Here is a 19331-nt window from a genome sequence, read left to right as displayed (position 1 = left end):
AACCTCTTATAATTTTTGTTGACGTTCATCCTGCATCATCCGCAGTCTTTGATTGATGACTGCACTCATAGAGTTATTTTCCTTGGCTAAACGCTGAGCATGAATGAGTGAGCGAATCGCATTCTCTTCCGCTCCCTTCCAATATTCAACTTCAGCCCGATATCGCAATACATTTACAGTACGTAAAGGATTTTTAATATCTAAATTTGCCGCTTGTTGTCGAATGAACCATGCTTGCGTATCACGATTATTGATTTGGATAAATTTATTCGCCAACCTTTCAGCAGCAACAAAATTTCCCTGTCGAATATAAATTTCAGCTAATTTATAACTTAAAGCACGATTTTCAGGTGTTATTCGTTGGCGCACCAATATCGTTTCCTGCGCAGAATCAAATTGATTGGTCGCCAAGTAGATATCTGCTTGAATAAGCGCGATAAGCTGATGATTTGGCTGGACTTTCTTAGCAAGCTCAATTTCTTTTTGTGCTAGATCAAAATCACCACGCTTTAAATAAAAAGCAGACAGTGCAATTCTTCCAGCCAATGCATTTGCTCTCACCACTCCCTTTAACTGTTCCTCGTTGGTTTGATTGGTCACAACTGCGGTATACCACTTGATCTGATCAAACTCAGAGAGTGTGTTGCTATATGGAACTTTAGGAAGTTGATCTGCACGTAATCGAGCCTCGCTCATACGCTGAGTAGTCAAAGGATGTGTTAACCAAAAATCAGGAAGATAACTAATTTTTGGAGTCGCACGATTCATGGTTTCAAAAAACTCAGACATACTGTACGGGTTATATCCAGCACGATACATCAATTGCATTCCAATACGGTCTGCTTCACGCTCTTGATTACGACTATAACTTAACTGTCGATCCACCAATGCAGCTTGAGTTCCCATCATCAGGGCAGCACCTGCATTACCATCAGCTTGTGATGCAATTGCAGCACCCACTATGATACCAGCGAGTGCAAGCAATCCCTGCCCTTTAAAAGCCTCTTGAGAACGGCTATAGTGTCTTTGCGAGACGTGTGCCACCTCATGAGCAACCACACCCGCAACTTCATCCATGTTCTTTGCCGACGTAATTAATCCGCTATTCAATGCAAATAAACCGCCAGGTACAGCAAAGGCATTAATTTGCGGATCGTTTACAATCACCAAAGCAATTGGTTGACCCAACTGTGTTTGCGCAATAATTTTTCGGAATACAGCCATAAATTGATCTTCCAACCAAACATTGTTTAACACTGGAAGTTGTTGCTGTACTTGACGATAGACTTTTTCACCGATCATTTTTTCTTTTTGTTGATCGATAAATCCAACACCACTATTAATATCAGGCACTTCAAATTGAATTTTATTGGCATTGTAGAGTTCATCAGCCGCCGCTGAAAAACTCGAACTCACTATCAATAAAGCCAAAATGATCTTCTTCAAACCTGTATTCCTAAACGTGTACTTCATCGACTATAACATTGAATAATGTGAAGATTAATGATGAACTGTTACGTTTATTATCATGCTCAACAGACTTTACTTATTCACAATATATTGAGGCTCATCCCCATCTAAGGCTTTTACCAGATTATCATAAGCAAGATTTGCCATTTTCATTCTGGTTTCTGCTGTCGCCGAACCTACGTGCGGCAATGTCACTACATTTTCCAATTGAAACAATGGTGATTCTTGGAGCGGCTCTTTCTGATAAACATCTAAACCAGCAGCAAAAATTTTGTGATTTTCAAGCGCCTCAATCAAGGCCGACTCATCCACAACTGATCCTCTGGCAATATTCACAAACACAGCATGTTTTTGCATTTTCTCAAATTGAGCTTGACCGATCAGCGCTTTCGATTGCTCATTTAAATCGACTGCAATGACGATAAAATCAGACGTTGAAAGTAAAGTATCAAGATCACAATATTTCGCCTTTAAAGGCTCAGCTCGCTCTATACATGGTTTTCGATTATGGTATTGAATATTCATATTAAATCCATAAAAACCACGTCGAGCTATCGCAGCACCGATATGACCTAAGCCAATGATACCGAGCGTTTTCCCATAAAAATCTTGACCAAATTGTGCAACACCAGCGGTACGCGTCCAATGTCCATGCTTTGTCCAAGAATCTAAATGTGTCACTTTACGAGCCGCACTCATCAATAAGGTAAAAGCCAAATCAGCAGTCGTCTCTGTCAACACATGAGGCGTATTGGTCAACCAAATACCCTGTTGTTTTAAATATTCAACGTCGTAATTATCATAGCCCACACTGACCGAAGAAATAATTTTAAGTTTTTTTGCGGTCTGTAAGTTGTCTTGATTTAAACGACGCCCAGCGCCTATCATCCCATCTGCATCCGCAACTTCTCTTAAAAGTTGCTCATTAATGTCACCCTGTTTTGGATTAATTTGAACGACCTGATATTTCGATTCTAATTGATTTAATATTTTCGGATCTATCTGACTAAATACCACAACCTTTTTTTTCATAAAACTCCCTCTTTAGATCCAGTATCGATTTAATTTTTAATTAAGTTCCACAAGCGACGTTTTAACAATGGCTGCTTAATCATGTCTTGTAAACTTGCAATCTGCATATGCTGCGTCGTCGATATATGCGGCAAACACCCTAAGCTCAATATCTTTTTATCAACAGATAATGCATCAATAAAACCCTGTATAAATACCTCAGCACCTCTTCCATCTTGGAATTGTGCGAAATTAAATGGCCATTTTAAATCGTAAAACTGTGAACTCACACTACGCTGGATATTCACCCATAAGTTTTCTTGATCTGTGGTGAGCGCTGTAGCATCTAGCAGAATAGTATGTGTTTTAGTGATCATGGCTTGAATTTCAAAAGCATCGATTACAAGCGGTTGACGCTCAGCAACCTCATCTTGAGACTGTTTGTCATTTTTCACAGATTCTCGAGGAAGCTGCACACCGTCTGGATTACTTTTTAATTGAAGCGAAGAATCCTCTATATTTAGCTGTTCAGCTTGTGAAGCTGGTTTTGTGAAGAACTGTTCTGATTGAGCTTGCGCAAATTCAGGAAAACATACATCTATTGGATGATTTTCTTCAACCTGATCGCGATATAAGGAAGGTTTGTAATGACGTGTTTGTGCCGTATTTTGTGGAATCCATATATCGATTCCCATCACAGCTAAGAGGCTTCTTTGGTGCTCTAACATATTCACATTCATTACAGATAGACTGACATGAGGGCTGGGTATTCTACCCACTTTTTTAATCTTTTACTGAACTTTTAATCCGCAAACAATCATAACTTAATTTCATTTCTGACGCATTAATATCCTTGCACCTTTTAAATTCAGAATGCATTGATAGCTAAACAATAATGACGCTGTTTTTCTTATGCATTTGATCCACAATTTCATCACTTTCAAATCCAAGTCGCCAATATAATAATTCAAGTACATCCAACTCATCTTGTGTAATGATTCGATCATTCCATAAACATAATTCAGCAACGCCCAAAATACTCAATCGATCTCTCAACAATAATCCAGCAACATCATTGAGAATTTCACCTAAGTCGATAGGTTCATCTGAAATTTCTTCATAAAACTCAATTTCATCACGAGTTAAAATTCGTTCTAAGATTTGGGTTCTAACTTCAAGCTGATTAGCAGTATTTAACTGCTGAACATGTAATAACGCATCTATTAGCCTAACAATTTGCGGCTTAGCATCCTCAATTGAGGTTGGACGATGTATTGGCAATAAATCCAGTTGAGACTTCACCTTTTCAATCAGTAAAGCATCCAAAAGCCCAATTTCACCATCTTCTTGAATAATTTTAGCCAATTTAGTAATGAACTGACGTGCACTTGTAGCAGGCATATTTCCCAATTGCCTACATGCCTCATGAAAAATTTGAATATGCACTCGTCCATCTATATTTAACAGTGAGTCGACAATTGCACGACTTACAGGCGCATCAGAAGGAATAAATTCACGGTATTGCCGAATCATTAAAATCGCAACCATCACTTCGCGTGCCCCAGTCGAAGTTTGCAAAGCCCTTTGAATGAGTTCTGGACGTTTCATCTGCTGTCTAACTTCACTATTTAAGGGTTTGATGGCATCCTTAATTGCAAAGCTGATCGGTGATAATCTTAATAATGGAAGTGGCTGTGGTGACATCCATGGATTATATTCTTCAGCAATAGACTCCTCTAAAGAACGCATTAAACTAAATAGTGGTTGATTTCGTAATTTTTGTAAATTTTCTAATTGAATATCTTCAAGTAAATTCGGATTTAATTCATATATACGATCTTGAATACAAGGTTGGATATTCAACCAACTTTGAGGACTAAGTGAGTTAGCAAAGCACATATGAGAAATAGCTTCAGAATATTCACTATGAATTTGTGATCCTGCGTGATGAACATAGATTCTTAATAAGGTTTGAATATTTGCATTACTACTCAATAATTGTCTTGTCATTGCATCGTTATATAATGTTCGACTACCCAAAGTAATATATTTCATCAGACGCGTAATAAAGACGCCTAAACTACCAATTAACCATATGACTCCACCGATCGCCACAAAAGTTGTTTCCAAACTATCTCTCAATTGATCCCGATTACGTCGAAATCCCTGCTTCGCGATTTTACTGCCCCATTGACTAAAGGTAATTAACCCACTGTATAAAATTTTAAGACGAGTATTTTCTCGAGTTTCACCCGATAAAATTTTATGGAATTCATGACCCAACAATCCATAAAGCTCTAACTCATCAAGATTTTGTAGCGCCCCCCAAGTCAGAATAATCACAGTATCTTTGGGATGAAAACCCGCAGTCAGTGCATTAACCCCTATTTCATCGGGTAAGACATAGAGTGTAGGTGTATCAATTGAGAAACGATGTGCTAATTTTTCAGCAAGTCTAAGCGCTGTACTTTCTTCTGGAGTACTTTCAATAAAAGTGAGTTGTCGTGCTTTCAATTGTTTTGCGAGCGTATGACCACCAGAGCGGAAGACATAAAACTCATAAACGACAGAACCACCAATAATGCTAATCAATAGCACCATCATATATGGACTGAGAAAATGCCACCAAATGGACTCAGAAGGATCAATATAATGAACCAACAATCCGAGCGTCGTGTTTAAAATGATAATTGCGAGCACAATAACAATTAAACATACGCTTAATGACCACAGCATATTTTTGTTTTTAATTAAGTAACCACTCACATCTTTCAATGTAAAATTTCCTCATTACATTGTGTTGTGATCATAAATTAAAAAAGCGGGAAATACCCGCTTTTTCAAATAGAAAACTATAAATTAATTTTCTTTAATACCACTCAGATCAACTGAGGCTGCATCAATATTTAGATCGATATAACCATCTTTGGTTTTCTTGGCAGAGTCATTACGCTTGCGCTCTAAACCATCGAGATACGACTCATCAATGTTACCCGCAACGTAAATACCGTCAAATACTGAGCAGTCAAAGTCAGTTAACTCAGGTACTTTTTTCGTACGAACAGCTTGCTTTAAATCTTCCAAATCTTGGAAAATCAAACGATCAGCACCAATCATTTCACGAATTTCTTCAACATCACGATTTGAAGCAATTAATTCGTTTTTAACTGGCATATCAATACCGTAGACATTCGGGTATTTCACCATTGGTGCAGCAGATGCAAAGAAAACTTTTTTAGCACCAGCATCACGTGCCATTTGAATAATCTCATTACACGTTGTACCACGCACAATCGAGTCATCTACAAGCAAAACGTTCTTATCTTTAAACTCCAATTCAACTGGATTTAGCTTTTGACGTACAGACTTTTTACGCAACTGCTGACCCGGCATAATGAAGGTACGACCGATATAACGGTTTTTCATGAAACCTTCACGGAACTTCACACCGAGTGTATTTGCAAGTTCTAAAGCAGATGTACGCGAAGTATCTGGAATAGGAATGACAACATCAATGTCATGCTCCTCGCTCCATTCACGCAGGATTTTCTGCGCCAACTTCTCACCCATTTTCAAACGTGCTTTGTATACCGAAATTCCATCAATGATGGCATCTGGACGAGCAAAATAAACATACTCAAAAATACATGGGCTATGGTGTGGGTTAGCCGCACATTGCTTCGTGAATAGATTACCCGCATCATCAATAAAAATTGCTTCACCTGGCATCACATCACGTTCAACTTTAAAACCAAGCGCTGTTAAAGCAACTGATTCGGAAGCAAGAATATATTCAACACCATCATCGGTATCACGCGATCCCAAAATTAAAGGTCGAATACCATTTGGATCACGGAAGCCAACTAAACCATGACCTGTGATCATCGCAACAACAGCATAACCACCTTTACAACGCTCATGCACACGAGTGACTACATGGAAAATATCATCCGCAGTCGGTGTAAGTTTGCCGCGTTTTTGTAATTCATGTGCAAAAACGTTTAATAACACTTCTGAATCTGAATCAGTATTCATGTGACGTAAATCTGTTTTAAACAGATCATCATGAATCTCGTCAGCATTGGTTAAATTACCATTGTGCGCTAAAGTAATACCATAAGGAGAGTTTACGTAAAATGGTTGTGCTTCAGCGCTACTCGATGAGCCAGCTGTTGGATATCGGACATGACCAATTCCGTAATTACCTAACAATGCACGCATATGACGTGTATGAAATACATCACGCACCATGCCATTGTCTTTTCTCAAAAAGAGACGACCATTATGGCATGTCACAATCCCTGCAGCATCTTGTCCACGATGTTGTAACATCGTTAATGCATCAAACAACATTTGGTTAACAGGTGATTTACCAGCTATACCAACAACTCCACACATAGCAACCTCGCAGACAAGCTAGGATTAATAAAAAGGATTATTCGTTGAATGAGATGACGAATCATCTTGTTCAGAAGATGATTGACGAGAAGAATCTGATGATTGATTCGACTCTTCTGATTTCATATGACTTAAAGCTTTTGACGCTGTCTCTTTGGTGTACTCAGTCGCTAAAGGCGCGTAAGGCAATAAAGTTTGAATAAACTTAGATTGTTTCCAATGTGGAGAGCTCTCTACAAATGAACCAATCCCTTGCATAGTAATGAGGACGATTAAGAGACCTTTCAAGGTGCCAAATGCACCACCTGCCAATCGATTTAATGGACCAAGCTTTAAGCTTTTCAGCAACCGATTTAATATTGCAGTGACGATCCAAGTCAAAACAACAATAATCAGAACAATAAAAGCAAATGCCGCTATTTTTTGAACCACAGGATCTTGACTGAGTGCGGACATTGTAGGCGCAATTTGACCCGCAAATTTTGCACCCATAATGAGTGCAAAAATCCATCCTACCAAGTTCGCAAAGGCTTTAACGAATCCTTGACGCAAACCGTTAAGCCCTCCAATGAGCAGAATAATCAGTATAAAGATATCGATGGTATTCATAGATTAGGTCATAGCTTGTACGCAATCTTTAATCAGTTTTGGCCCTGTATAAATTAGACCACTATAAATTTGAACCAATTGCGCACCCGATTGCTGTTTAGTCGCGGCTTGATCACCACTAAGGATACCACCAACACCAATCAATGGGATTTGACCTTGAAGTAATTTTGAAAATGCAGATAGACATTGTGTGCTTTTTTCAAATACAGGCGCACCAGATAAACCACCTGCTTCATCACCATGCGCTAAATTCTCTACACCCTCACGTGACAAAGTCGTATTGGTCACAATCAGACCATCAATTTTAAATTGAATTAATTGAGATGCAATAAATTCAATATCTGACTCAGTTAAATCTGGAGCAACCTTTAATACCAGTGGAACATAGTGTTGATATTGTTCAGCAAGTTCAAGTTGACGATTTTTTAAAGTTTCAAGAAGTTCTGTTAATGCATGTCCACTTTGTAAACTACGTAAGTTCTTGGTATTCGGAGATGAAATATTAACAGTAATATAAGATGCATAATTATAAACTTTTTCTAAACAAATTAGATAATCAGTTACAGCATCTTCAACTGCTGTATCGGCGTTCTTACCGATATTGATGCCTAATACACCTTTATAATTTGCTGCTTTAACATTCTCAATCAGCTGATCTACACCATCATTATTAAAACCCATACGATTAATAATCGCTTGAGCCTCTGGAAGGCGGAATAAACGCGGTTGAGGATTACCAGACTGAGGTCGAGGGGTAATGGTTCCAATTTCGATAAAACCAAAACCTAAACTCGCAAGTGCATCAATATATGCACCATTTTTATCTAAACCAGCAGCCAAACCAACTGGGTTTGGAAATTGAATACCCATACAAGTCACTGGCTTTGGGTCTATTTTTTGACGCATTATGCCAAACTTATATGTCGATTTAAGCATTGATAATGTCAAATCATGTGCACGCTCAGGCGCCAATGAAAATAGAAATGGACGAGCAAGCGAATATAACATATCTCAAAAACTGCGGTTTTTTAAGTTGCCACATTATAGGCTGAGTATGCCCAAAACGCTATGCCTGTCATAGGTTTATTTTCACCACTTACTGTACTGATGCTGTTAATTTAATCGCAGCTCCAGACTTAATAAGTTCCAATTTTTCAACACTTAAACCCATTTGAACCAATTGGGTAAGAAAATTTGCGAGGATCGCGTAGTTTTCATGCTCAGCACTGATCATTAATTTATTATCGCTTGGTTGTGTGACCACAGATAATCCTGCTTGTTGTGCCACACGCTGAATTTTATCCGAAGGTGTTAGGCTCAAATCTGTTGAAGATTTCATTGTCACCACATTGGATTGCATCCACACCAATGTGTCTTTCAGTTCATTCAATCTTTTTTGCTGATTATCTGCTGCTTCGTGCATTTTCCACAAAGCAGATCCAATTGATGCGACGACAACGATAATCGTTGCAGCGATGACAAGTACACGCTCACGCACACTCAATGACGATAAATGGTCATCAATCTTTTCAAATAATTGATCAAATTGATTTTGAAATTTTTCTAAAGTTTTCATTATTGTACTTTCACCAAACCAACGACCATTTTATCCTGAGTTTGCACATTCCCAAGTTCAGCTTTGAAGCCTTGCTGATTCATTTGCTGAATTAGATTTTGTAATTTTTCGGATGAGTCCGCCACCAAATCCATACTTAAACCAGATGTTTCATAAGAAACACGATTTGCGATAATTTGATGTTGCATTAAAATCGGACCTACACGGCTGATTAACTGTAAGACCTCAGTATTTGCAGGTTTACTCATCCGCAAATTACTTTCAAATTGGCTTCGCAAATTTTGCTCATTGAGACGACTATTGGGTCCAAACCAAGATTGATATTGCTCTACCGCAACCAAAGCCGTTTGATCAGATACTTTTTTTAACTTTACCCAACGCACTAAATCATAACTGAATTGCACTACAAGCAAGCCCACAAGCAGTGCTGCACATGCTTTCCAATAGCCTGAGATTCCACCCTCTGTGTTTTTTGCTTTAGGCAAAACATTGAATAGATGATTCTTTAATTTTTTTTCAGCTTTAAATACATAATTAAAGCTTTCCCGCTCATTTTGTTCCGTTGCATGAATCAAACTCATCATCTGATCATCATTTAACCGATCATGCAAAATATGTATAGGCTTTGGCAGTAAATCTAAAAACAATGCTAAATCATCAATCGCAAAACCTTGATTTGATCCTGTTCTCGCCAATAAATGCCCATGAATATTAGCTAAAATAGTTTGTCCATGTTCTGGCACTGGTAAGATCAAAAAATCAGGTAATAGCGCAACCACTTTCACAGGAATCAAGTTCAGAGCATGTTGCATTGTCTGGACTTGGTATTGACTGATCCCCATTACTGACAATTGATCAGGTGCCTCAAATTGAGTAAGCACTTTCATCTGATCAATGGAGTGAATGGTATATTCTTCAAGTAAATATTTAGCGCCTTCGCTTCCAATTTGCTTGAATTGAGCTTTGGGCATATTCTGTTGAATAATTTGCACATCATGGCTTGAAAAGAATACAACAGCTTCTTGTCCATGATACGGTTGAGTATCTTGAATTAACTCTTCTAGCGTTGTTGATGAATTCCAATTTTCACCATTTGACCAGAGCCAAACCCCATTCGACACTGGCATCCATAAATACAACATTAATTTTATTCTGCCGTTTTATTCATTAAACACTTATGGTTATTAAGCTGACGGTACAAAATGTTTTAATTTTGTGGAAAGTCCCGCAGCAATGACTGTCTGATCATAAATCCGCGCTTCAGCAAGTGCAAAAGGATTAAAAAATTCAGACGTAATAATTTCTTCAATATATGCCACAACATTCATATGACATACAACCACAATATTCTCAAAAGGTAGTTGAGATAACCACTCAACTGCAACTTTAGCATCATCGTCAGGTTTAATTTTATCACATACTAAAACTTCAACATTTGGAAAGAATAGCTGTATATGTTTTAAAGTTTCCTGCGCCCTGAGCAAAGTACTCACTACAAATATATCAGGTGCAACCATGTCTTTTAAAAAGTGTGCAGTTTGTTCAGCTTGAATATGACCCCGCTCGGTCAGTGGTCGTTTCGAGTCATTACCATTAATTGGTGGAGCGGCTTCACCATGACGAACTAAAGTGAGTTGCATTTGTTTTCCCTAAACCATGTGTCATCCATCATATCTAAACATTATGACAATGATGATAAACCATTCATTAATCTTAAACTTTATGATGCGGCAATACGAATTCAACATCACTTCGATGACCATTCTTCATCAAAGATAATGCAATATGTAATGGTGGTGCACCTTCATAAATCACTTCATAGAGTGCCGTGGTGATTGGCATATAGACATCAAGCTCTTTGGCTCTTGCATTCACTTGCACAATGGTATTAATCCCTTCAGCTGTTTGACCCAGTTCCGTCGTTGCCTGCTCTAAGGTTTTACCTGAACCTAAAGCAAATCCAACTTGATAATTTCGACTTAAGGGACTATTACACGTTGCGAATAAATCGCCAACACCAGACAAACCTAAGAATGTCAGTGGATTTGCACCTAGCTGTACAGCGAAGCGACTCATTTCCGCCAACGCACGTGTCAAAATCATACTTTTGGTATTTTCGCCAACGTTATAAGCTGCAGCCATCCCCATTGCGACAGCATAGATATTTTTAAGTGCACCTCCAAGCTCCACGCCATGTACATCATCGCTTCCGAATACACGAAATAGTGCACTGTGTAATGCTTGTTGCACTGCATATCTCACCAATTCAGAATGGCTGGCAATCACTGTTCCAGCAGGCATTCCTGACATAATTTCTTTCGCTAGATTTGGGCCCGAAAGGACGCCATAAGGCACTTCTGGAAGCTCTTCACGAATAATATCACTCATGAAACTAAAGGTTTTAGCTTCAATCCCTTTTGTGAGTGATACAACTGCCTGAGCGGTGATAAAGGGCTTAATCTGTTTGAGTACATCTCGGAATGAATGGCTCGGAATAGCAACCAAAATAATGTCTCGATCTCGAACAGCTTTTTCAAGATTGGATTCTGCTTTTAATGCTGGCTCAAGGTTATAATCTGGCAAATATCTTGAATTTACATGTGTTCGATTGATTTCATTCGCAATTTCCTCATCACGGATCCAAATCATGGTATCACAACCATTTCGTACTGCCGTATTCGCCATGGCTGTACCAAAACTACCACCACCAAGAATCGTAACGCGCAATGCTGTTTTATGATCAATTGCAACTGGCTCGACCAAATCTGAAAACTTTAATTCCGACATTCTTTTAAATCCTAAACATTCTTTTTCTAATCGTTAAATTTGCAATGTTGCAATTACGGCTGCCAAAAACTGACGAATGCATCTGTTTCAATCTCAGCGCGTGGTGCAATCGCCTTAAAAGCAGTCCCTACATAAATGATACCTGAAATTAAATCATGCGTTTGTAGCCCAAGCTTTCTTTTAAATAGATCTGACTCCACAACAGCACCACTGCGCCACATGGTATTGAAACCCTGAGCTTGTAAACTGAGCAAAAGATTTTGTATTGCAGCGCCTGAACTTAAAGTTTGCTCAAAATATGGAACTTTCGCATGATCATGAAATCGTGTTACAGCGATAATCAGCATAGGTGCACGCATAGGATGATGACGTACGCGTTCAATTTGAATTGAATCAGTTTCACCAAGGTCTGCTACTGCTTCACTGAGTAAAACACCAAATGCTTCACGTTGCTCTCCTTTCACAACAATAAATTGCGTCGGTTTCAGACGATGATGATCGGGTGCGGTTAAAGCGGCTTTAAAAGCTAATTCTAATTGTTCTGCGTTAGGATGAGGTTCTACCAAATGACCAACGGATTGACGCTGATGAATATTGTCATGCACTACTTGAGAAAATTGATCTGACATTTGAAGACTAATCTTTAAACTAACACTATGTACTTAAGCTTAGCATAAACATTGAAAACTACTCTACAGTTATACTTATACACGAGGCATCCAGCATAATTACAATCAAACATAAATCAGGCATTTTACTTCAAAATCGATACAAAACATGCTTAATTCTTTGGAATTTAAGCCCTAGCATACATGACTGAGCTCCAAACTTAATATTGCAACGCTAGAGGAAAAATAAAATGAAAAAATTAATGACATTGGCTTCTGTAGCGACTACAACAATTCTCCTGAGTGCTTGTGCATCAACACCTACTGAAACACTTGCTATTCAAAAACCAAACAATCAATATGAAGTGTCAGGATTAGGCAAAACCCAAGTTCTTGCAAAAAATAATGCAATTTCTGCCGCGAACAAAACTTGTGGTAAGAATTCTGCGCCTGTCTTAATTGACGAAAAAACTGAATATAACGGCGCACTAAAAGGTGTTGTGGATGAACAGACTGGTAAACTCATTACTGCAGCTTCATCAGTTCTTGGCTCTGTGATCGGTACTAAAAATACAATCGAAAAAGACACTGACTACGAAACAACAATCACCTTCAGCTGTAATTCAACCCGCTAAAATTTCCTATAAAAAAGTCCCTTTGATGGGACTTTTTTTTATTGAGCAATTAGCAATAACCATCTAAACGTGTCAATGGAATCTTTTGACCAATCGCTTTTTCGATCTCAGGTAAATAAAAAGCATCATCTTCTGACAAGAAACTGATACTCACCCCTCTTGTTCCTGCTCGACCTGTACGACCTATACGGTGTACATAATCATCAGACTGCTCAGGCAGAGTAAAATTAATCACGTGTGACACACCATCCACATGAATACCTCGACCAGCCACATCTGTTGCGATCATAATGTTGTGTTTGCCATTTTTAAATTGATCCAACATCTTTAAACGTTTATCTTGTGCGATTTCACCAGATAACATCACTACCTTGTAACCATCACGCTTAAGATGATCATACAGCTTACGGACCTGATCACGGCGGTTTGCAAATATCATAACCTTTTCAATGGGCTCATCACGCAATATTTCTTGCAGCAATTTGTATTTATCTGATTTCCCAACCACATAAACACGTTGCTCTACGTCAGCATTGGTTTTTTTCTCAGGCTCAATTTCGACAGTAACAGGTTCAAATAACCATTGTTGAGCAAGATTGAGTACATCATAACTAAACGTAGCAGAGAACATTAAAGTTTGACGTTGTTCTTTGCGTGGAGAGAATCGCACAATGCGTTTAACAGAAGGAATAAATCCCATATCCAGTAAACGATCTGCCTCATCAATGACTAAAAATTCAATTTGATCCAACCAAATTTCTTTTTGTTCAGTAAAATCAATCAAACGACCTGGTGTCGCGACAAGAATATCTACGAAATTTTCATCCAGTTGTTTTTTTTGCTTATCGAAGTCTACACCACCCACCAAAGTCACAACATTTAAGTCGGTAAACTTAGTCAGATCACGTGCATCGTTTTCAATTTGAATCGCAAGCTCACGCGTTGGTGCCATAATTAGAGCACGGGGTTCACCACGATAACGCTGTGTTTGTATCGGATTGTTCAATAAATCATTAATAACACTAATTAAGAATGCTGCGGTTTTTCCTGTGCCTGTTTGTGCACGTCCAATTGCATCATGCCCTGCCAACGTATATTTCAATACTTTCTGTTGAATGGGGGTCATTTCATTAAACCCTAAAGCATCAATCGCTTGCTTAAGTTGCGGATGTAAATTAAGGGTTTCGAAACCTGATGACATATAAGGGGCTCTACAATCAATATTTGATAATGGTCTATAGTATAAACAAAAAACGCCCCAATTTATCAAAATTGGAGCGTAACCTAATTTTCAGTGAAAAGTAGGATTAGTCTAAAGGCTGAACTTCTTCAGCTTGAAAACCTTTTTGACCTTGTACAACGCTGAATTCTACGCGTTGACCGTCACGAAGTGAACGGTGGCCTTCACCTTGAATAGCACGGAAATGAACGAATACGTCATCACCGCCTGCGCGTTGAATAAAGCCAAAACCTTTAGTATCGTTAAACCACTTAACAACGCCTTGTTCGCGAGCTGTCATAAGTTAATCCTCAGTTGGTAAGAAAAGGGACCACCCGGTGTTGCAAACAGCAGAGCAAACAAATTTTAAAACATTTTTTATTTCAAAGCTTGTAATCATTCTGTAAAACTATTAACAAAATCCCGGTTATATCCATTATAAATAAGGCTTAGAGAACAAATTTCTCTACGCAATCCTTAAGTACGCATTGAGCTTAACATGGGTACAACACAATTAATAGAAAAATTTTAGCTAATTATCTAACTAAAACTTGTATATTAATCACACAAATTTAGTGCAAAAATTGCACTTTATTTGAACAGTTCATCTAAATCATTTAATTTTATTCTTAAGTCACACTTTTGCTAGAATAATGACCAACTTTATTATTCAATCTCGTGTTTTACTATGTCTCAAGTGTTAATCGATGCGATGGGTAAACCTTGCCCTTTACCTTTACTGCTACTTAAGAAATCGATGAAACAAAATAGTGCACCTCAGCAATTTTTATTAAAAGCTTCAGATCCGAACAGTCAAATCGATATTCAACGTTATTGTCAGCTACATAAATTGACATGCGCATTTAAACAAGTTTCGGATTCTGAATTTCATTACGTGATTGAATCTTAGGTGTTTTCATCTAAATTAATCATGGATAAATATTGTATTTAAATTTACATTTCACTACCCAAATTCGCTTAATTCTGTATGCTATAAGGATTAAGATGAATGTAATTGGTTTTTTAAACTATTTTCCTATAAGGAGTACTCATGACTGACAGCAGCAATCAATTGATGCCCCTGTCATTGTCTGCGCCCGGGGTCAATTTAGGTGCTTACATTAGTACTGTAAACCAGATCCCTATTTTGACAGCTGAACAAGAAAAAGAGTTAGCTGAACGTTATTTTTATGACCAAGATCTAGACGCAGCTAAAATGCTGGTGATGTCCCACCTTCGTTTTGTTGTGCATATTGCCCGCAGTTACGCAGGTTACGGCTTACCTCAAGGCGATTTAATCCAAGAAGGTAATTTAGGCCTGATGAAAGCCGTAAAACGCTTCGATCCCAATATGGGAGTACGCTTAGTTTCTTTTGCAGTACATTGGATTAAAGCTGAAATCCACGAATATGTGATTCGTAACTGGCGTATTGTTAAAATTGCGACAACTAAAGCTCAACGTAAACTGTTCTTCAACTTAAGAAGCTTAAAAAAATCGAGCAAGAAATTAACGCTCGAGGAAGCGCAATCTATTGCGGCTGATTTAAATGTAACAGCTGAACAAGTTCTTGAAATGGAAGGTCGTTTAACAGCTTATGACGCAGCCTTCGAAGCTCAATCCGATGAAGATGATGAAAGCTCAGTTCATGTCGCTCCTGCGCTTTACTTAGAGGATAATCGTTATGACCCTGCTCGTTTAGCAGAGGAAGAAGATTATGAATCTCAGAGCACCTCTGCTTTACATGAAGCAATGGATCAGCTGGATGATCGTTCACGCAATATTTTACAGCGCCGCTGGTTAGATGATGATAAGTCTACGTTGCATGAACTAGCAGCCGAATATAATGTTTCCGCTGAACGTATTCGCCAGCTTGAAAAAAATGCCATGGACAAGATCAAGATCGCCATGTCATCAAATTAATACGATTACAAAAAAAGAGCTATAAGCTCTTTTTTTGTATTTACGCTATGCAAGTTTAAAAAAATCGTACGTCATGTATGCTATCGTATGACGCAATTTTCGATTGGGAATAACCTGATGTGGATCTCAATATCAGCCATTAATTTAGCGCTTGCCGTAATGCTAGGTGCTTTCGGCGCTCATGGCCTTAAAGCTCGTGCAACCGAAGCCCAACTGACATGGTGGCAGACTGCAACTGATTATTTCTTTTATCATGCAATTGGATTATTAATACTCGCACTCATACCAAAAATAATTCCAAACTTTTCAACTCAATTCAGCTTTATCTTCATCCAGTTCGGTATCATTTTATTTTGTGGATCTCTATATCTCATGGCTTTAGGGCTCCCGCGCGGGTTAGGGGCAATTACACCTCTTGGTGGAGCATTGATGATTATTGGCTGGCTACTTTTAGCATGGCAAGCATTCAAAATTCAACATTAATTTGAAGGTCATCTGATGAATATTTTTTTAAATGGCGAGTCGATTCAAACGAAATGCCAAAACTTATTAGAACTGGTTCAAGAATTATCGCTAGAAGGTAAACGATTTGCTGTTGAAAAAAATGAAATGATCATTTCAAAAAGTAAACTAGCAGATACCCCTATTTCAGATGCTGACCGTATAGAAATAATTCATGCTGTTGGCGGTGGTTAACTCGGAGTAAATATGGAAGATAGTCCGTTGATCATAGGATCACGTTCATTTAGTTCACGACTATTAGTGGGCACTGGAAAATATAAGGATATGCAGGAAACTGACTTAGCAATCCAAGCCAGTGGTGCTGAGATCGTTACTGTTGCAATCCGTCGCGTAAACATTGGTCAAAATCCAGATCAACCTAACCTACTCTCAGTGATTCCACCGGAAAAATACACCATTCTTCCCAATACAGCTGGTTGCTTTGATGCCAATAGTGCCATTCGCACTTGTATGCTCGCACGTGAACTTTTAGATGGTCACAATTTAGTCAAGCTTGAAGTATTAGGTGATGAAAAAACGCTTTATCCTAATATTACTGAAACCTTAAAAGCTGCAAGAACATTGATCGATGATGGTTTTGAAATCATGGTTTATACCTCTGATGATCCTATCGTCGCGCAAGAACTTGAGAGTATGGGCTGTGTCGCTATTATGCCTTTGGGGAGTTTAATTGGTTCTGGTTTAGGTATTCTTAATCCACATACCATTTCTATCATCAAAGAAAATGCCAAAGTCCCTGTATTGGTGGATGCTGGGGTTGGTACAGCTAGTGATGCTGCTATTGCGATGGAATTAGGTTGTGATGGCGTACTCATGAACACTGCAATTGCTGCTGCACAGAATCCGATTCTAATGGCTTCTGCTATGAAAAAAGCCGTTGAAGCTGGACGCGAGGCTTATCTTGCTGGTCGTATGCCACGCAAACGTATGGCAAATGCAAGCTCTCCAGAAACTGGATACTTTTTTAAATAAAAAAAACCCACTTTTTAAAGTGGGTTTTTTCTTAACTCACTCGACGATACAAAGGATCATCCAATCCATCAATTTTGATAAAGTTAGGTAAATTTTTTATTCTTTCAATCCAAGCGCGTACATTTGGATAAGGCTCTAGAGAAATATCACCCATAGGTGCTAACGCGACATAGACAAACACTGCGATATCCGCAATAGTTGGTCTATTATTCGCTAACCATTCACGGTCTTTGAGCACACCATCTAAAATAGCCAAAGATTTGTGACCACGTATTTTCGCCTCTTTAAGTGTTTGCTCAGTACTTTCTAATCCCAAACCATTGTATGGACCTTTGAAAGACAATATCGCGCGTGCCGTGAAAACTCCGAATTGCACCCAACTGGCAGCAAAGGCAAGCCAATCTACAATTTTAGCTTGTTCTACTAAATCCTCAGACCACCATGTGTTTTTATCTGAATATTTACCTGCTAAATACACCAAAATTGCGGCAGAATCAGTTAAAACAATATCGCCATCTACTAATGCTGGCACTTCGCCTTTTGGATTAATTTTTAAAAATTTCTCACTATGCTGTTCATCACTGAAATAATCTAGTTCTACAATTTCAAGATCCACTTTCAATAATGCTGCTAACAGACGTACTTTATAACTGTTACCTGATTCGTTGTAAGAATATAATTTCAAACTCATTTTTTAGTCCAACGATTTAAATACAAAATATAAATATCAGATTTAAATCAGCAACTTAAATAATGTTTAGTTCAAAAAATATCATGAATAACGATATCTTATTTAATGGATTACCACTGAATCTGAAACGAATTATGATGAAAAATTTGTCTTTTTAATGCTCTCTATTTCTAAATAATCTTTGTGAAATTTCTTTGAAAATTTTAGAGTAAAAAAAGAGCCTTTCGGCTCTTTCTCGAAACAAACGGAACGAAACCTTACCTGTTAAGGAATCAATCCTTCATCTCGCATCGCAATCTGTACAGACTGACGCTCTGCAACTTTATTGCGTATATGAATAATATTTTTATAAGGACTCAAGTCATGTTCAATATGATTAGACCAATTGGTGAGTACAAATAAGTACGCATCTGCAGGTCCAAAATTATCATCTACCAAATAATCATTATTAGATTCACCAATGGTTTTATCAATGAATGTCAGTAAACGATCAACTTCGGCATACGCTTTTTGTTTAGCATCGTCCGTGAGCGGTGCACCGAAAAACACTGCATAAGCATCGTGTAATTCAGAATTTAGATAACCAAGCCACTCTAATACTTTTGCTCGACCTAATCCAGAAGGTGGGATTAAATCTTGAGCAGGATCATGCTGTGCCAAAAATGGTAAAATTGCGACATTTTCCGTTAAAATTAAGCCAGGATTAATTTCTAGCGCCGGCACATAGCCTTTAGGATTAATTGCGAAGTAATCTTCGCCTTTTTCAGTGGTATGAGTTTTAAGATCAACACGAACCAAATCAAAATCAACATTAATTTCATTTAAAATAATATGCGCTGCGAGTGAACATGCACCTGGCGAATAATACAACTTCATACTTTTTCCTTGTTATCTAACTACTATCATTTTTAA

General features: G+C 38.1%; 22 protein-coding genes. 6 read left to right on the top strand and 16 right to left on the bottom strand.

Annotation, left to right across the window (positions count from 1 at the left end; translation table 11 throughout):
- Positions 1-6: 6 nt before the first annotated feature.
- From BMW42_RS01575 to BMW42_RS01520, 12 genes are all read right to left on the bottom strand, one after another.
- Complete coding sequence (locus BMW42_RS01575) at positions 7-1446, bottom strand: M48 family metalloprotease (protein WP_228143067.1); 1440 nt, start codon at positions 1444-1446, stop codon at positions 7-9.
- Positions 1447-1542: 96 nt separating this feature from the next.
- On the bottom strand, positions 1543-2502 hold the full coding sequence (locus tag BMW42_RS01570) for a 2-hydroxyacid dehydrogenase (protein ID WP_092766150.1): 960 nt from the start codon (positions 2500-2502) through the stop codon (positions 1543-1545).
- Between the two features lie 29 nt (positions 2503-2531).
- Positions 2532-3209: a hypothetical protein gene (locus BMW42_RS01565; protein ID WP_092766149.1), complete on the bottom strand. Its 678-nt coding sequence runs from the start codon at positions 3207-3209 to the stop codon at positions 2532-2534.
- 157 nt (positions 3210-3366) lie between these two features.
- Positions 3367-5256 (bottom strand): M48 family metalloprotease, encoded by a 1890-nt coding sequence (locus BMW42_RS01560; protein WP_092766148.1) that lies wholly within the window; start codon positions 5254-5256, stop codon positions 3367-3369.
- A gap of 84 nt (positions 5257-5340) precedes the next feature.
- Positions 5341-6879 (bottom strand): amidophosphoribosyltransferase, encoded by a 1539-nt coding sequence (gene purF / locus BMW42_RS01555; RefSeq protein WP_092766147.1) that lies wholly within the window; start codon positions 6877-6879, stop codon positions 5341-5343.
- Between the two features lie 24 nt (positions 6880-6903).
- Positions 6904-7488 (bottom strand): CvpA family protein, encoded by a 585-nt coding sequence (locus tag BMW42_RS01550; protein WP_092766146.1) that lies wholly within the window; start codon positions 7486-7488, stop codon positions 6904-6906.
- 3 nt (positions 7489-7491) lie between these two features.
- The gene (locus BMW42_RS01545) at positions 7492-8496 is read right to left on the bottom strand and encodes a quinone-dependent dihydroorotate dehydrogenase (RefSeq protein WP_092766145.1); all 1005 of its coding nucleotides are present in this window, start codon (positions 8494-8496) and stop codon (positions 7492-7494) included.
- A gap of 88 nt (positions 8497-8584) precedes the next feature.
- Positions 8585-9064 (bottom strand): type II secretion system protein GspM, encoded by a 480-nt coding sequence (gene gspM / locus BMW42_RS01540; protein ID WP_092766144.1) that lies wholly within the window; start codon positions 9062-9064, stop codon positions 8585-8587.
- Positions 9064-10206, bottom strand: a complete 1143-nt coding sequence (gspL, locus tag BMW42_RS01535; RefSeq protein ID WP_092766143.1) for a type II secretion system protein GspL — start codon at positions 10204-10206, stop codon at positions 9064-9066. Before gspL ends, gspM begins: the two co-directional genes overlap by 1 nt.
- Positions 10207-10248: 42 nt before the next feature.
- Positions 10249-10704, bottom strand: a complete 456-nt coding sequence (locus BMW42_RS01530) for a SixA phosphatase family protein (RefSeq protein WP_092766142.1) — start codon at positions 10702-10704, stop codon at positions 10249-10251.
- 73 nt (positions 10705-10777) lie between these two features.
- Positions 10778-11851 carry an NAD(P)H-dependent glycerol-3-phosphate dehydrogenase gene (locus tag BMW42_RS01525; protein WP_092766141.1) on the bottom strand — a complete coding sequence of 358 codons (1074 nt, stop codon included), beginning with the start codon at positions 11849-11851 and terminating at the stop codon, positions 10778-10780.
- A gap of 53 nt (positions 11852-11904) precedes the next feature.
- Positions 11905-12480 (bottom strand): nitroreductase family protein, encoded by a 576-nt coding sequence (locus BMW42_RS01520; RefSeq protein ID WP_035268783.1) that lies wholly within the window; start codon positions 12478-12480, stop codon positions 11905-11907.
- Between the two features lie 230 nt (positions 12481-12710).
- Between BMW42_RS01520 and BMW42_RS01515 the strand changes: the two genes are divergently transcribed.
- A complete protein-coding gene (locus BMW42_RS01515; protein WP_092766140.1) occupies positions 12711-13094 on the top strand; it encodes a hypothetical protein in 384 nt (127 codons plus the stop codon).
- A gap of 49 nt (positions 13095-13143) precedes the next feature.
- Here the strand turns inward: BMW42_RS01515 and rhlB are convergent, their stop codons facing one another.
- Together rhlB and BMW42_RS01505 are read right to left on the bottom strand one after the other, a co-directional pair.
- Entirely contained in the window at positions 13144-14295 is a 1152-nt protein-coding gene (gene rhlB / locus BMW42_RS01510; RefSeq protein ID WP_092766139.1) for an ATP-dependent RNA helicase RhlB, read from the bottom strand.
- Positions 14296-14401: 106 nt separating this feature from the next.
- Positions 14402-14614, bottom strand: coding sequence for a cold-shock protein (locus tag BMW42_RS01505; protein WP_004824348.1), 213 nt, complete (start codon positions 14612-14614; stop codon positions 14402-14404).
- Between the two features lie 387 nt (positions 14615-15001).
- Here BMW42_RS01505 and BMW42_RS01500 point away from each other — a divergent pair, with 387 nt between their 5' ends.
- The 5 genes from BMW42_RS01500 (at position 15002) to BMW42_RS01480 (ending at position 17728) form a co-directional block, all read left to right on the top strand.
- Positions 15002-15223, top strand: coding sequence for a sulfurtransferase TusA family protein (locus BMW42_RS01500; RefSeq protein WP_035265917.1), 222 nt, complete (start codon positions 15002-15004; stop codon positions 15221-15223).
- A gap of 141 nt (positions 15224-15364) precedes the next feature.
- Positions 15365-16234 (top strand): RNA polymerase sigma factor RpoH, encoded by an 870-nt coding sequence (rpoH, locus tag BMW42_RS01495; RefSeq protein WP_035265916.1) that lies wholly within the window; start codon positions 15365-15367, stop codon positions 16232-16234.
- A gap of 117 nt (positions 16235-16351) precedes the next feature.
- Complete coding sequence (locus tag BMW42_RS01490; RefSeq protein WP_035265913.1) at positions 16352-16717, top strand: DUF423 domain-containing protein; 366 nt, start codon at positions 16352-16354, stop codon at positions 16715-16717.
- 15 nt (positions 16718-16732) lie between these two features.
- Positions 16733-16930: a sulfur carrier protein ThiS gene (gene thiS, locus BMW42_RS01485; protein ID WP_092766138.1), complete on the top strand. Its 198-nt coding sequence runs from the start codon at positions 16733-16735 to the stop codon at positions 16928-16930.
- A gap of 12 nt (positions 16931-16942) precedes the next feature.
- Positions 16943-17728, top strand: coding sequence for a thiazole synthase (locus BMW42_RS01480; RefSeq protein WP_092766137.1), 786 nt, complete (start codon positions 16943-16945; stop codon positions 17726-17728).
- A gap of 31 nt (positions 17729-17759) precedes the next feature.
- On the opposite strand, the gene BMW42_RS01475 is transcribed toward BMW42_RS01480, so the two are convergent.
- Together BMW42_RS01475 and BMW42_RS01470 are read right to left on the bottom strand one after the other, a co-directional pair.
- A complete protein-coding gene (locus BMW42_RS01475; RefSeq protein WP_092766136.1) occupies positions 17760-18419 on the bottom strand; it encodes a glutathione S-transferase family protein in 660 nt (219 codons plus the stop codon).
- A gap of 264 nt (positions 18420-18683) precedes the next feature.
- Positions 18684-19295 (bottom strand): glutathione binding-like protein, encoded by a 612-nt coding sequence (locus BMW42_RS01470; protein ID WP_092766135.1) that lies wholly within the window; start codon positions 19293-19295, stop codon positions 18684-18686.
- Positions 19296-19331: the final 36 nt, after the last annotated feature.

The sequence above is a fragment of the Acinetobacter sp. DSM 11652 genome, assembly GCF_900109815.1.
GTDB lineage: Bacteria > Pseudomonadota > Gammaproteobacteria > Pseudomonadales > Moraxellaceae > Acinetobacter.
This window is presented reverse-complemented; position numbering and strand designations above follow the sequence as displayed.